Below are 13782 nucleotides of genomic sequence, written 5' to 3' on the forward strand. Positions count from 1 at the left end.
TCTTCATGCGTTGTTCTCGAACCGGAGCCGCACACCATGGCCGACCATCCGCAAACCCTAGGTGAGCTGAACGACCTGCTCGCGAAACTGCAGGCTCTTCGCGCCACGATGGTTCGTGACGCCCGAGACGAGTTGGCGAAGACGCCTGCGCAGGCAGAGCTCATCAACCAATATATCAGCGATGCGGAAACGCTGCTGATGGATGCCCTGAAAACGGTTCCCGGCGTTCCCGAAGACGATGGCGGGCTCGCCAGCCTGATCGGCCTTGGCGATCGTGTCGCGTCCCGACTGGATGAGGTGAGGCCGGCGCCGCTCGTCCCTACCTATGATGATCAGATCAGCCGCGATCGGCTGACCGCGGTTGCCGACCTCTATTACATCTATCAGCATGAGCGGGCGGGGGTGTTCCGAGGCGTGCTGAAGCTGCAGCAGCTTTTCCAGTCGGGGGAGGTGCGGCTGTCGGACGGGCCGGGAGCGCTCTCGCTCTACCAATTCGATCGCAAGCGCGTACTGCGTTACACGCAGCGCGAGCGCCGCTCCGTGTACCGCAAGGTCTTCGGATATACCGAGTCCCTCCCACCGGATGGCGCAGAACCCAATACCGCCTTTCACGCGCTGCTCAGCACCTTCTGCCAGCACGTCTCCCGCTTTTTCGAGGACAAAAGGGTGTCCGAGGTTCTCCGCCCCGATGGCGGACGGGAAACCTTCGGTAGCATGGCGGTGGTGCGCCGATCCGGGCTGGACCTCAGACACAATCTTAAGCAGGTTTCATACGGCCACGTGGCCGTGCTTCGCAGCGAGGTGATGACGCTGCTGCAGGAAGCCTTCGACATTCTAGGGTCGAACGACGTGATCAATCTTTTCGGCGCCGACAATGCCTGGGACGCGCTGGAAGAAATCATGAAGCGCTACCTGAAGGAGATCCCGGTCACCTCGCAGCGCAGCCGAATGGCTGTCACCGGACGCGAGATCCTGCGCTGGCTGGCCGAGGACTATCTTCTCAACACGGTGAGGATCGACTTCGAATCCTTGCTGGAGGCGATCGTCGACGCGTGCGACGATTGGCTGACCAGCGCGGAGTCGCTGGGGCTGCGAAACCAGCCAGGTGCATTGCGGGACAATGTGGTCACGTTCAGGCCGGCGGCGCGGGCGTCGCGGAGAGTGCCTTAACAGGGCTGCGAACAGGCGGCTGGGGAAGCTAGATGCGGTCCGGTATCCACTTTTCAGGGCAGGAGCGGTTCGAGCCGTGGCCCGCGCCTGAACGATCGCCGTGGAGCCCCGCAGGGCTACCGCTCGGGGCTCCCTCGCTCACGTCGCTGGATGCTCTTTCTCCCCGCGAGCGTGAGATCGCTGACATGGTCGCGCGCGGACTTTCCAACAAGGCGGTGGCGATTCATCTGGGGATCAGCCACTGGACAGTTTCCACGCACTTGCGGCGGATCTTCGCGAAGCTGGACATCAACGGCCGCATCGAGCTTTGCCGACTTGTGATTACGTGCACACGGTTGTGAGGCACACCAAAGGATGCGGCCGACCGACATGATCCAGGCTCACAGGCGGGTTGCGGCATGCACTCGAAGAACTCGAACTTGAACAAGGCGCCACCGGCACGCACCGGCATTTAGCGGCACGCAGCCTTCGGTCAGCGTTCAACCAGCATGTCGTAGAGGTGCCATGTGGCATAGCCGAGGACCGGGAGTGCCACGGCCAGACTCACAAATAACGGGATACAGGCTGCCGCGAGGATGAGCGCCACCATCAAGCCCCAACGGCTCATCGCCATCGGGTTTGCCGAGACGGCGCGGATCGAGGTTCGCACGGCGGTTATTCCACTAACGGGTTTGTCCACCACCATCGGCACGGACACGACGGTCAGCGCAAGCGTCAGTGCCGCGATACAGGCGCCGACCGCATTGCCGAGCACGATTAGCGTCCACCCTTCCGGCGTGGTGAACAGAGCATGTAAGAACCCGCCCAGACCGCGAGGCTCCAGCCGGCCCAGCGTGGCTTGATACAATGTCCACGCGATCAACAGCCACGCGAAGAAAAGCATGATCAGCATCGCCCCAATCGCAAGGATGCCGTGCCGTCGCGCCGGTCGAAGCGGATCCAGGAAGTGGGACCAGCCGGCTTCCTCCCCTTCTGCGCGCCGTTTCGCGATCTCATAAAAGCCGGCTGCGACCAAAGGACCGACAATGGACAATCCCGCGACCAGCGGGAAAAACAAGGGGAGCAAGGCGCCTTCCAGCGTCACTGCCGCGACAAACAGGCCGATAAGCGGATACAAGACGCCGACGAACAGCACGTCGCCCCGCTTGGCGAGAAAGTCTTCCCAGCCCAGCCGCAACGCGCGACGTAGATCGGCAGGTGCGATCGTCCGTACGCCGGGCAGTTCAGCCGTGTCGCTCGTATGAGTCGAATGAACGGTGGCTCTGATCATGGCAGACACTCGCGCTCTGCAAGCGGGGGTCTCATCCCTCTGTCGCCATCATGCTCGCGGCACCTTCGGTGGCGATGGCGCCTGTATACACCTCAACGCGCGCGCTTTCGAGTCCGGACAGATCGGATTATTGCTGTCATCCGATCGCTCTGCCGCGGTTCCGATCAGCTGGTTGCCTAAGAACCGCCACCAGCACCAGCTTCAGCGCCTCCCGCTACCGCTTCGGATAGCTGGCGAGCTTGACGCGCAGCAGCTGCGGCGCGGCGGTGAAGTTCAGCCCCCAATCGGCCTGATCGCCGTTCCACACGCGCTCGAACACCCATTTGCCGGCTTCGTCGTAATGGCCTTCCTCGATCCGGTCGTAGAGGATGTTGGCGCGGGCCTCGTCGGTCAGCGCGAAGTCGATGCGCGCGCGGTAGCCGGTGACGAGATATTCGTCGGGCGCTAGTTCCGCGATAGCCACGCCGCCCGAGGGCTCCGGATTGCCCTTGGGCGGCGCCATGCCGAAGTCGGAGCGGCCGAAGCTGGCGGTGGCGACATATTTGCCGAGCTTCATCACCTGCTGGTGCTGGTCGGCGGGATCGTTGGGCTCGGCAGCGCCCCAGGTCTTACCGGCAAAGGCGCGCTCGGCCCATAGCCGCGCGATCGGACGGAACAGCGCGAAGTTCGCGGCGAACGGAGCGATCACTTCGGCGTTCAGCTTGGGGGTCAGCGGCAGCGTGGGCAAATAGCGATTGCCGTCCACGCCGAAAGGCGCCCAGCCGATTGCGCCGCGCCCGACCGCCTCGAAGAAGTAGCGGGCGTATTCCTTTGAGTGGCCGGTCTCAGGCACCATCAACGGATTGTCCGGCCGATCATAGGCGGCGAGGAAGCCGCTATAAGCCTTGTGATCGGGATTGTAGATGTCGGGCGCGAGCACGTCGAGGTGCGGGGCGGCGGCCTTGTACACGTCGATCACGGTGTTGGCAGGCCCGCCGCTCGCGTAGCTTTTCGGCTCCTGCCAGGTGAATGGATCGCCGGGAAGCGCGGCGTTGACGTACATCGGGATCGGCTTGATCGCCTTCCCGGCCGCGGCGACCTGATCAATGTATCGGGCGACGTGCCAGGCGTGGAAGTAGAGCTCAGCATCGCGGCCGAAGACGCTGGTCCAGTCGCCCGGCTGCTTTTTCGTCTGCTTGAGTAGCGCGGCGGGCACCGGCGCGGCGAAGGCGGCATTGGCCTCGGGCGAATGGTCGCGCGGCAGGCCGTAGGAGCCGGGCTCGTTCTGCACCTGCACCATCACCACGGTGTTCTGCGGATCGGCCTGCTTCAGGTGGCGGATGAAGGCGGCGAACGCGCGGCTGTCCGCCGCAAGCGTCTCGCGGCCGAAGGGCGAGAGCGCGTAATGATTGGTGCCGTCCGGCTTGCGCATGCGCGGGAAGCGCTTGTTGTCCAGCTTGACCCAGCTGGGCGTGTATTGCGGGTTGGTGTTCTTCCATGTGCCGAACCAGAGAAGGACGAGGCGCATCTCGCGTTCGCGCGCCTGGGCGAGCAGGAGGTCGAGGTAGGAGAAGTCGAACTTGCCTTCCTCCCGCTCGATCTGTTCCCAGGCGATCGGCACCTCGACGGTGTTGACGTGGAGCGCCTCCATTACCGGCCAGACCTTTGCCATCGCGGCGGGCCAGGCGCTGCTATTGTTGACCTGCGCGCCGAGCATCAGGAAGGGCGCGCCGTCGACGATCAGCGCATGGCGGCCGTTGCTGCTCGCGATGCGCGGCACGGGCGTTTCCTGCGCCGCCAGCGGCGCGGCGAGCGCGAGCGCCATGGCCGTGACGGCTCGAATGTTTTTCAGCTTTCCTCTCCTGGCGACTGTTCTTGTTGGCTATTCGATGAGGGCCTCGACCCTGTCGTGGCGACCGGACAGGAAGGCGTCCGCGACCAGCCGCAACGGTGTGACGTCAACATCACTGGCGCCGACCTGCACGAGATCGGCGAAGCGGGCGTAGAGCGCGGCATATTCGGCATGGTCCCCCGCGGCGGGGAGCGTGGCGTCGCCATCGGGCAGCGCGAGTTCGTCGCCGCCCTTGGACAGCGTCAGCGTGCCGGCGTCGGTCTCGACCGCGATATCCCAGCTTTGCGGGCCTTCCTGGCGGAAATCGAGGTCCATCACGACCGGCACGCCCGCGGTGTCGCGGAGGGACACGCGGGCTGCGATCGGAGCGGCGAGGTTCTCGGGGATATCTAGCGCCGCCTGTTCGACGACGAGCGGACGCGGCAAGATATGGGTGACGATCGACAGCGCATTGATGCCGGGATCGAAGACGCCGAAGCCGCCGGGCTGCCAGATCCACTGCTGGCCGGGGTGCCAGACGCGCACGTCCTCACGCCATGTCACTTTTACAGCGCGGATTTCGCGCTCTGCCAGCCAGGTGCGGGCGGGTTCGACTGCGGGAGCGTAGCGCGAGTGCCAGCTGGCGAAGAGGGTGACGGCCTGCTCCTCGGCGGCGGTGCGGAGCAGTTCGACTTCGGCGAGGGTGGAGGCGGGCGGCTTTTCGAGGAAGACGTGCCAGCCCTGCGCAATCGCCTGCAAGGCGACGGCACGGCGGACCTGAGGTGGGGTGCAGATCGAGACGGCGTCGACCGCAATGCCGCTGGCGATCAGGTCGGCGAGATCCTCGAAATGCGGCGTGCCATCAATCCCTTGGCCGTGCTTGCTGACGGTCGCTGCAAGCGTGAAGGCGGGGCTGGCCTGCACCACGGGGAGGTGCTGATCCTGAGCGATCTTGCCGAAGCCGATCAGGGCGAGGCGGATGGTCATAGCTGGTGCACCGTGACGGTTTCGGCGGGAGCGATCTCGAGGCGGTTGCGGAGCGGCAGGGCGAAGGGATCGGCGGTGATCTCGAACACATCGCCCGGTTGCGTTTGCACGTCGTCGCTAAATGACAGGGTGGCGGTGCCGAAGAAGTGGACGTGAATGTCACCCGGGCGGCGGAAGGGCGCATATTTGAAATGATGCGCTTCGAGGTTGGCGATGTAGTGAGACATATTGTCTTCGCCGGTCAGGAAAGGCTTTCTCCACAGACACTCGCCGTTGCGCATGATGCGGCTGGTGCCGCGGATGTCGGCGGGGATTGGGCCGAGCAGCAGTTCGGCGCCGAGCGCGGCTTCGCGGAGCTTCGAATGGGCGAGCCAGAGGTAGTTGTGGCGCTCGGTCACATGGTCGCTGAACTCATTGGCGAGCGCGACGCCGAGGCGATACGGGGTGCCGTCCTCGCCGATCAGGTAAATGCCGGCGAGTTCGGGTTCCTCGCCGCAATCCCGGGCGAATGCGGGCGAGCGCAGTGCTTCGCCGGGCCCTTTCAGGCCGTCACCGGGGCCCTTGTAGAACCATTCGGGCTGCTGACCCTGCTCGCCGGGCCGAGGCTTCCCGCCTTCGACTCCTTCGAGGAACATGCGCATCGAATCGGTCGGGTGGTCGGCGCTGGCGGCGGCCTTGTGCATCGCGTCGCGGCCTTCGGCGGAGCCGAGATGGGTGAGGCCGGTGCCGGCCATCATCAGCCGGGCGGGGTCCGGATGGTCGATCGCCGCGAGTAGGCGGCCGGCGTTGAGCTCGGCGGGCAGATCGACGGCGCGGTTCGTGCGACGGGCGCGGGCGGCGTCGGCAAGCGTGGTGGCTTCAGCGATGGCGAGGCGCGCGAGATCGCGAGTGGTCGCCACGCTATCGAGGAAGACGGCGGTGGTGGCGTCGGCGAGGATGACCAAGCGGGTGCCGTCTTCGGCGCGGTGCTGGAGCAGGCGGTCGGTCATGCGAGGGCCTTGATGTAGCGGCGGGCGTCTTCCGCGACGTCGGCGGCGGGCTTGCCGGGTTTGTAGAGGTTGGAGCCGAGGCCGTAGCCGTTGGCGCCGGCGGCCTTCCACTCGGCCATATTGTCGGGGGTGATGCCGCCGACCGCCAAGACGGGTACGTCGCGCGGCAGGACGGCGCGCTGGGCCTTGAGCATGGCGGGCGTGGTGCCGTCGGCGGGGAAGAGCTTCAGCGCAGCGGCGCCGGCGGCGAGCGCGGCGAAGCCTTCGGAGGGGGTGAAATAGCCGGGCATCGAGATCAGGCCGGCAGCGACCGTCGCGCGGATCACGTCGGGGTTGGTGTTGGGGGAGACGACCAACGTACCGCCGGCGTCGGCGACCTGCCCGACCTGCTCCACCGTCAGCACGGTGCCGGCGCCGACGAGCGCGCGGCCGGCGAGGCGATCGGCCATCGCGCGGATGCTGGCGAAGGGATCGGGCGAGTTGAGCGGTACCTCGATCAGCGTGAAGCCGGCGTCGGCGAGCGCGTCGCCGACCGTGGGTGCATCGGCAGGGGTGAGACCGCGCAGGATCGCGACGAGCGGACAGGCGGCGAAGGCCTCGGCGAAATTCATGACAATTGCTCCCGAAGGGCGTGGATGCCGGCGAGAAAAGCGGTTTCGCTGTCGATCGTGACGGGGCGGGCGCCGGCCTGCGCGATGGCGACGGAATAGAGATCGGCGAGCGCACCGCTGCCGAGCAGATGGACGTCGTGGCCGGAAAGGTCCGGGCGGGCGGCAACGTCAGCACCGATCAGGATGCCGCTGGCGAAGCTTGCCGCATCCTCCGCAAGCCGCGTGCCGAGCAGGACGGAGGCACGAACCTCGAACAGCGCCGCAGGGAGATCCCCTGCCCCCCCACGCGCGAGGCCGTCGCGAAAGGCCGGGCCATCGATGACCGCACCGTCCAGCATGCCGGCAAGGATGCCGTGCGCCTTGAGCAAGGCGAACAATTCGCCGGTCATCGCGGTGGTGAAGTCGGCAATCGCGCCGGCTGCCGCGACGATCCACTTGTTATGCGTGCCGGGCTGGCAGAACAGAGCGTCGGCGGGCGCGAGGCCGGCGGCGATGGCGCCGAATACCTGCACCTCCTCGCCGCGCATCACATCGGCACGACGATCGTCGCGGTACGAGATGCCGGGGAGGATCGTCACCCCCTGCCCCGCCTCCAACGCGCCGACGGCGAGCGCGGCGGGATCGGCGGGGGCGGCGACATAGGGGACGTCGTGCCAGCCGCGGGTCGACCCGATCATGCCGGCGGCGAGGATCGGCAGGTCGCCGTGGGTCGCGCGTATGGCGGCGATCTCGGCCGGGTAGCCGCCGGCCGGGACGGCGAGGACGCCGCGATCGTCCTGCACGCGGTGGAGCAACGCGCCGTCCGCCGCCAGCGCATAGACGCGACGGTTGGTGGTGCCCCAGTCGAGTGCGAGATAGGCGGCTTCAGGCACGCGGGGCCGCCTCCGCCTCGACGGGCTGATCGAGCGATACGGTGACCTTCGATCCCCAGAGCGCGTAGAAGAGGATGTACACCTCGCACGCGACGGTGATCAGAAACGAGGGCTGGAGGCCGATCGTGTCGGCGATCTTGCCCTGGAGCGGCACCAAGGCGCCGCCGGCGATCGCCATGATGAGCAGGCCCGAGCCTTCCTCGGTCAGCGGGCCGAGGCCCTTGATCGCGAGGGTGAAGATCGTCGGGAACATGATCGAGTGAAACAGGCCGACGAGGATCAGCGACCACATCGCGACGGGTCCGTCGAGGAACACCGCGCCGAGCATTACGACAAACGCGCCGATCGAGAAGCCGGCGAGCACCTTCGCCGCATCGACCTTCTGCATGATTGCCGAGCCGATGAACCGGCCAACCATCATGCCGCCCCACAGGAGCGTGAGATACTGGCCGGCGCGCTCGGTGGTCATGTCGCCGATGTCGGGCTGGCTGACGAAGTTCACGAAGAGATTGCCGACACCGATCTCGGCGACGAGGTAGATGAAGATCGCCGGGATGCCCCACACCAGATTGCGGTGCTTCCACAGCGAATGGTTGTGGCGATCCTCCTTGGCGACGCGGCTGGTGGCCGAGCCCATCGTGGGCAGCGGGAAGCGCGCGATGATGATCGCGAGGACGACCAGCACGGCCGCGACGATGGCATAGGGCAGCACGACCGACTGCGCGTCGGCGAGCCGCTCCGCCTCGGTCAGTACGGTGCCGTGCGCGGCGGTGCCGCCCTTGGAGCGGCCGAGGATCAGGAAGGAGCCGAACAGCGGCGCGAGCATCGTGCCGGCGGAGTTCATCGCCTGGACGAGGTTGAGGCGCGAGGATGCCGTCTCCGCCGGGCCGACGACGGCGACATAAGGGTTGGCCGCGACCTGAAGCAGCGTGATGCCGCTGGCGATGACGAACAGCATGGCGAGCGTGACGCCATAGGATGGCAGGCTGGCGGCGACCGTCATGCCGAGCGCGCCGGCGGCCATGATGCCGAGGCCGGTGACGAGCGACTTCTGGTAGCCGATCCGCTCGATCAGCTTCGCCGAGGGGATCGAGGCGAAGAAATAGGCGATGAACCACACGCCCTCGATCAGCGTCGCCTGGAAATAGCTGAGGTCGAACACGCTCCTGAGATGCGGAAGCAGCGTCCCGTTGATGACGGTGATGAAGCCCCACATGAAGAACAGGCTGGCCAACAACGTCAACGCGGAGCGATACGACGCCCCCGCTGGCTGCGGCGATACACTGCCGATTGAACCCGGCACCTGAGGCATTCCACTCTCCCCTTCAACTTATGGTAGCGCTATCGTCTTGTGCACCGCCTGTCCATCGGCGTAATGGGAAAAGCAGGCCGGTGCATTCGCAAATCCGGTTTCCTGCGTGGAGGGGTTCGTTGAACAGGCGTACCGCAGCATTGATGGCCGGCTTGGGCCGCAGCGCTACCATCGTGGCGGCCCCGGCGGCTGCCGCCACGGCGCAGCGCGCGGCGTTCGGTGCACTGGCGGACGGCACCGCGATCGAGGCGGTGACGCTGACGGGGACGAATGGCGTCAAGGCGCGGATCATGACGCTGGGCGCGACCTTACAGGCGCTGGAAGCGCCCGATCGCGACGGGCGCGTGGCCGACGTGACGCTGGGGCATGACGATGCCGCGAGCTACATCAGCAAGCCCAATTACTGGGGGCAGACGATCGGTCGCTATGCGAACCGAATCGCGGGCGGGCGCTTCACGCTTGATGGCAAAGCCTATCAGCTGACGCTCAACGAGAAAGCGGCCTCGCTGCATGGCGGCACGACCGGCTTCGACAAACGGGTATGGCGGATCGTGTCGGTGGAAGGCAGCAAGGCCGCGAAGGTCGTGCTGGCGCTGACCAGCCCGGCGGGCGACCAGGGCTATCCCGGCAAGGTCGAGGCGCGCGTGACCTATGCGCTGGACGATGACGGCGCGCTGACGATCGACTTCGATGCGACCAGCGACGCGCCGACGATCGTCAACATGACCAATCATGCTCTGTTCAACCTGGCCGGCGAGGGATCGGCGGGCGGCGCGACGGGGCACCGCCTGACCATTCCCGCCGCGCGCTATATGCCGGTCGATGCCGCGCTGATCCCGACCGGTGAGATGAAGCCGGTGGCGGAGGGTGCGTTCGACTTCACGAAGCCGCGCGTGATCGGCGACGCAATCCGCGACGGCCGCGATCCGCAGATCGTGCTGGGGCGCGGCTACGACCATAATTGGGTGCTCGACAAAGGCATCACCGCAGAGCCGCAGCTGGCGGCGCGGCTAGAGGATCCCGCTTCGGGGCGCGTGCTGGAGGTGCTCTCCACCGAGCCGGGTGTGCAATTCTATGCCGGCAACTTCCTCGACGGGACGCTTCGGGGAAAGAGCGGTCACGTCTATCGCATGGGCGACGGCATCGCGCTGGAGCCGCAGAAATTCCCCGATACGCCGAACCAGCCGGCGTTCGGATCGGCCCGCGTCGCGCCCGGCAAACCTTACCACCACCGCATGATCTATCGCGTCTCCGTGACGCGCTGACCGGAGTATCTGTCAATGACCGACCGCACCAACCCGCCCAAGCTCCGCAGCCGCGCGTGGTTCGACAATCCCGACAATATCGACATGACCGCACTGTATCTGGAGCGGTATCTGAACTTCGGGCTGAGCCTGGAGGAATTGCGGTCGGGCAAGCCGATCATCGGTATCGCGCAGACCGGCAGCGACCTTTCCCCCTGCAACCGCCACCATCTGGTGCTCGCCGAGCGCGTGCGCGAGGGCATCCGCGAGATGGGCGGCATCGCACTGGAATTCCCGGTGCATCCGATCCAGGAGACGGGCAAGCGGCCGACCGCGGGGCTGGATCGCAACCTCGCCTATCTCGGGCTGGTCGAGGCGCTCTACGGCTACCCGCTCGATGGCGTGGTGCTGACTACGGGGTGCGACAAGACCACGCCGGCGCTGCTGATGGCGGCGGCGACGGTGAACATCCCGGCGATCGCGCTGTCGGTCGGGCCGATGCTGAACGGCTGGTTCAAGGGCCAGCGCACCGGTTCGGGCACGATCGTGTGGAAGGCGCGCGAATTGCTCGCCGCGGGGCAGATCGATGACGAGGGCTTCATCAAACTCGTCGCCTCGTCGGCGCCGTCAACGGGCTATTGCAACACGATGGGTACGGCGACGACGATGAACTCGCTCGCCGAGGCGTTGGGCATGATGCTGCCGGGGTCGGCGGCGATCCCGGCGCCCTATCGCGACCGGCAGGAAGTGGCGTGGCGCACCGGACAGCGCATCGTGGAGATGGTGCGCGAGGATCTGAAGCCCTCGGATATCCTGACGCTGGATGCGTTCCACAACGCGATCATGGTCAACAGCGCGATCGGCGGGTCGACAAATGCGCCGATCCATCTGGCCGCGATCGCGCGGCATGTCGGCGTCGAGCTGCCGCTGAAGGACTGGGAGGATGTCGGGCACAAGATCCCGCTGCTGGTGAACCTGCAGCCGGCGGGCGAGTATCTGGGCGAGGACTATTATCGCGCGGGCGGCGTGCCGGCGGTGGTCGGCCAGCTGATCAGCCAAGGGCTGATCCGCGAGGGCGCGATGACGGTCAACGGGCGCACGATGGGCGACAATTGCCGCGACGTGGCGATCGAGGACGAGGAAGTGATCCGGCCGTTCGCGGCGCCGCTGAAGGAGGAGGCCGGCTTCCTGGTGCTGTCGGGCAATCTGTTCGATGCGGCGGTGATGAAGACCAGCGTGATCTCGGACGAGTTCCGCGAGCGCTATCTGTGCAATCCGGACGATCCCAATGCCTTCGAGGGGCCGGCGGTCGTCTTCGACGGGCCGGAGGATTATCATGCGCGGATCGACGATCCGGCGACGGGGATCACGCCCGAGACCTTGATGTTCATGCGCGGCGCGGGACCGGTGGGGTATCCGGGTGCGGCGGAGGTCGTGAACATGCGGCCGCCGGCTTACCTCATCACCGAGGGCGTGCATGCGCTGCCGTGCATCGGCGATGGACGGCAGTCGGGGACGTCTGGGAGTCCGTCGATCCTGAACGCCTCGCCCGAGGCGGCGGCGATGGGGGGCCTGGCGCTGCTCGAGACGGGGGATCGGGTGCGGATGGACCTCGCCAAGGGTGAGGTGAACGTGCTGGTTTCGGACGCGGAACTGGCGGCGCGGCGCGAGAAGCTGGTGGCGGCCGGGGGGTATCAATACCCGGCTTCGCAGACGCCTTGGCAGGAGATCCAGCGTGCGGTGGTTGGCCAGCTGAATACGGGCGCGATCCTTGAGGGGGCAGAGAAGTATCAGCGCATCGCCCAGACGATGGGGCTGCCGCGGGATAACCACTGATCTGATGTGATCGGAACGCCCCTCCCCCGTTCGTACTGAGCCTGTCGAAGTACGTGCCCAACACGGTTCGCGCGCTTGGGACACGCCCTTCGACAGGCTTAGGGCGAACGGGGCTTAGGTGGTGCAATGAGGGAGAGGACACCGATGACCCAAGGACCGTCACGGCGTGCCGTGATCGCTGCCGCGATGGCGGCCCCTGCCCTCGTCGCCGCGCGGCGCGGCGAGCGGGTGCAGCCGAACTGGCCGTCGCTGGTGCAGCATTATAGCTATCCCGACTGGTTCCGCGACGCGAAGTTCGGGATCTGGTCGCACTGGGGGCCGCAGGCGGTGCCCGAGCAGGGCGATTGGTACGGCCGCTTCCTGTACATGCAGGGCCATCCGATGGCCGACTTCCACCGCAAGACCTACGGTCATCCCACCAAATTCGGGATGAAGGACCTTTTCCCGCTGTGGAAGGCCGACCGATGGGAGCCCGAGGCGCTGATGCAGCGCTTCGTGAAGGCGGGCGCCAAATATTTCGTGTCGCTGGCGACGCATCACGACAATCTCGATTGCTTCGACAGTAGCCACCATGCGTGGAACACGACGCGCATCGGGCCGAAGCGGGATGTGGTCGGCACCTGGGAACGTGCGGCGAGGACAGCGGGGCTGCGCTTCGGCGTCTCCAACCACATCTCGCACGCCTGGCATTGGTATCAGCCGGCCTATGCGTATGATCCGGTCGGCCCGCGCAAGGGCGAGCGCTACGACGCTTATCGGCTAACCGCGGCCGACGGGCGCGGGCAGTGGTGGGACGGGCTCGATCCGCAGGAACTGTACACCGGCCGCCATGCCGTCGCCCCCGACGGGATCGACAGTATCGAGGCGATGAACGCCTGGCACGACAAGCACAACGGTCAGTGGATCGAAACGCCGCCGCCGGGCGACCGCCGCTTCGTGCGCCAATGGCTCTTGCGCCAGCAGGAGCTGATCGAGAAGTACAAACCGGACCTTTGTTACTTCGACAATCACGAACTGCCGTTCGGCCAGACCGGACTGGAAGCGGCGGCGCATTACTACAACAAGTCGATCGACTGGCACGGCAAGATCGACGTGGTGCTGACCGCCAAGCAGCTGAAGCCCTATGCCCGCTTCGGCGTGGTGCAGGATGTCGAGCGCGGCTTTGCCGACAAGTTGTGGGACGAGCCGTGGCAGACCGATACGTGCATCGGCGACTGGTTCTACAACCGCAGCCGCTTCACCGATCGCAGCTACAAGAGCGCCGAGGACGTGGTGCAGCGGCTCGCCGACGTGGTGTCGAAAAATGGCAACCTGCTGCTCTCGGTGCCGCAGCGCGGCGACGGCAGCATCGATGCTGAGGAGGAACGGATCCTCGACGATCTCGCCGGCTGGATGGCGGTGAACGGCGAGGCGATCTTCGGCTCGCGGCCGTGGCGGGTCTATGGCGAGGGCCCGACGCAGCTGACGGCGGGGATGCAGAACGAGGGCGCGTTCACGGGCTTCGACGAACGCGACGTGCGGTTCACGACGAATGGCGGCGCGCTGTACGTGCTGTTCCTGAAGCGGCCGGCGCGGCCGGTGACCATCGCGGCGCTGGCGGGCAAGCGGGTCGCGCGGGCGACGCTGCTGGGCGGCGGGCCGGTGACGGTGGCGCAGCGCGCCGGCGGGCTGGCGGTGACAG

12 protein-coding genes are annotated in these 13782 nt (G+C 66.4%); 5 read left to right on the forward strand and 7 right to left on the reverse strand.

Features of this window, described 5'->3' with window-relative positions; translation table 11 throughout:
* The first annotated feature begins 36 nt into the window (after positions 1-36).
* On the forward strand, positions 37-1170 hold the full coding sequence (locus AX702_RS05675) for a hypothetical protein (RefSeq protein ID WP_066777290.1): 1134 nt from the start codon (positions 37-39) through the stop codon (positions 1168-1170).
* A gap of 32 nt (positions 1171-1202) precedes the next feature.
* Positions 1203-1511 carry a helix-turn-helix domain-containing protein gene (locus AX702_RS21535; RefSeq protein ID WP_082745997.1) on the forward strand — a complete coding sequence of 103 codons (309 nt, stop codon included), beginning with the start codon at positions 1203-1205 and terminating at the stop codon, positions 1509-1511.
* A gap of 131 nt (positions 1512-1642) precedes the next feature.
* Here the strand turns inward: AX702_RS21535 and AX702_RS05680 are convergent, their stop codons facing one another.
* From AX702_RS05680 to AX702_RS05710, 7 genes are all read right to left on the reverse strand, one after another.
* Complete coding sequence (locus AX702_RS05680; RefSeq protein ID WP_231731740.1) at positions 1643-2305, reverse strand: DUF2189 domain-containing protein; 663 nt, start codon at positions 2303-2305, stop codon at positions 1643-1645.
* A 349-nt stretch (positions 2306-2654) separates the two neighbouring features.
* A complete protein-coding gene (locus tag AX702_RS05685; protein ID WP_156455373.1) occupies positions 2655-4244 on the reverse strand; it encodes a DUF5597 domain-containing protein in 1590 nt (529 codons plus the stop codon).
* A 57-nt stretch (positions 4245-4301) separates the two neighbouring features.
* Complete coding sequence (locus AX702_RS05690) at positions 4302-5237, reverse strand: Gfo/Idh/MocA family protein (protein WP_066777297.1); 936 nt, start codon at positions 5235-5237, stop codon at positions 4302-4304.
* The gene (gene araD1 / locus AX702_RS05695; RefSeq protein WP_066777300.1) at positions 5234-6226 is read right to left on the reverse strand and encodes an AraD1 family protein; all 993 of its coding nucleotides are present in this window, start codon (positions 6224-6226) and stop codon (positions 5234-5236) included. Before araD1 ends, AX702_RS05690 begins: the two co-directional genes overlap by 4 nt.
* Entirely contained in the window at positions 6223-6837 is a 615-nt protein-coding gene (locus tag AX702_RS05700; protein WP_066777303.1) for a 2-dehydro-3-deoxy-6-phosphogalactonate aldolase, read from the reverse strand. The genes araD1 and AX702_RS05700 overlap by 4 nt, the downstream gene beginning before the upstream one ends.
* On the reverse strand, positions 6834-7709 hold the full coding sequence (locus AX702_RS05705) for a 2-dehydro-3-deoxygalactonokinase (protein WP_066777306.1): 876 nt from the start codon (positions 7707-7709) through the stop codon (positions 6834-6836). Before AX702_RS05705 ends, AX702_RS05700 begins: the two co-directional genes overlap by 4 nt.
* Positions 7702-9021, reverse strand: coding sequence for a sugar MFS transporter (locus AX702_RS05710; RefSeq protein WP_082745998.1), 1320 nt, complete (start codon positions 9019-9021; stop codon positions 7702-7704). Before AX702_RS05710 ends, AX702_RS05705 begins: the two co-directional genes overlap by 8 nt.
* Positions 9022-9164: 143 nt before the next feature.
* Here AX702_RS05710 and AX702_RS05715 point away from each other — a divergent pair, with 143 nt between their 5' ends.
* From AX702_RS05715 to AX702_RS05725, 3 genes are all read left to right on the forward strand, one after another.
* Positions 9165-10286 carry an aldose epimerase family protein gene (locus AX702_RS05715; RefSeq protein WP_066777309.1) on the forward strand — a complete coding sequence of 374 codons (1122 nt, stop codon included), beginning with the start codon at positions 9165-9167 and terminating at the stop codon, positions 10284-10286.
* A gap of 15 nt (positions 10287-10301) precedes the next feature.
* Positions 10302-12101 carry an IlvD/Edd family dehydratase gene (locus tag AX702_RS05720; RefSeq protein ID WP_066777312.1) on the forward strand — a complete coding sequence of 600 codons (1800 nt, stop codon included), beginning with the start codon at positions 10302-10304 and terminating at the stop codon, positions 12099-12101.
* 144 nt (positions 12102-12245) lie between these two features.
* Positions 12246-13782, forward strand: a 1537-nt coding sequence (locus tag AX702_RS05725) for an alpha-L-fucosidase (RefSeq protein WP_082746002.1), incomplete at its 3' end; no start/stop codon positions are given.

This window comes from Sphingomonas sp. CCH5-D11 (assembly GCF_001557395.1).
In the GTDB taxonomy this organism is placed as follows: domain Bacteria; phylum Pseudomonadota; class Alphaproteobacteria; order Sphingomonadales; family Sphingomonadaceae; genus Sphingomonas.

Excerpts from the sequence above, each read along its gene's own strand:
- AX702_RS05690 (WP_066777297.1), bottom strand. The coding sequence starts at position 5,237 with ATGACCATCCGCCTCGCCCTGATCGGCTTCGGCAAGATCGCTCAGGAT.
- AX702_RS21535 (WP_082745997.1), top strand. The coding sequence starts at position 1,203 with ATGCGGTCCGGTATCCACTTTTCAGGGCAGGAGCGGTTCGAGCCGTGG.
- AX702_RS05720 (WP_066777312.1), top strand. The coding sequence starts at position 10,302 with ATGACCGACCGCACCAACCCGCCCAAGCTCCGCAGCCGCGCGTGGTTC.
- AX702_RS05715 (WP_066777309.1), top strand. The coding sequence starts at position 9,165 with ATGGCCGGCTTGGGCCGCAGCGCTACCATCGTGGCGGCCCCGGCGGCT.
- AX702_RS05710 (WP_082745998.1), bottom strand. The coding sequence starts at position 9,021 with ATGCCTCAGGTGCCGGGTTCAATCGGCAGTGTATCGCCGCAGCCAGCG.
- AX702_RS05685 (WP_156455373.1), bottom strand. The coding sequence starts at position 4,244 with ATGGCGCTCGCGCTCGCCGCGCCGCTGGCGGCGCAGGAAACGCCCGTG.
- AX702_RS05675 (WP_066777290.1), top strand. The coding sequence starts at position 37 with ATGGCCGACCATCCGCAAACCCTAGGTGAGCTGAACGACCTGCTCGCG.
- AX702_RS05700 (WP_066777303.1), bottom strand. The coding sequence starts at position 6,837 with ATGAATTTCGCCGAGGCCTTCGCCGCCTGTCCGCTCGTCGCGATCCTG.
- araD1 (WP_066777300.1), bottom strand. The coding sequence starts at position 6,226 with ATGACCGACCGCCTGCTCCAGCACCGCGCCGAAGACGGCACCCGCTTG.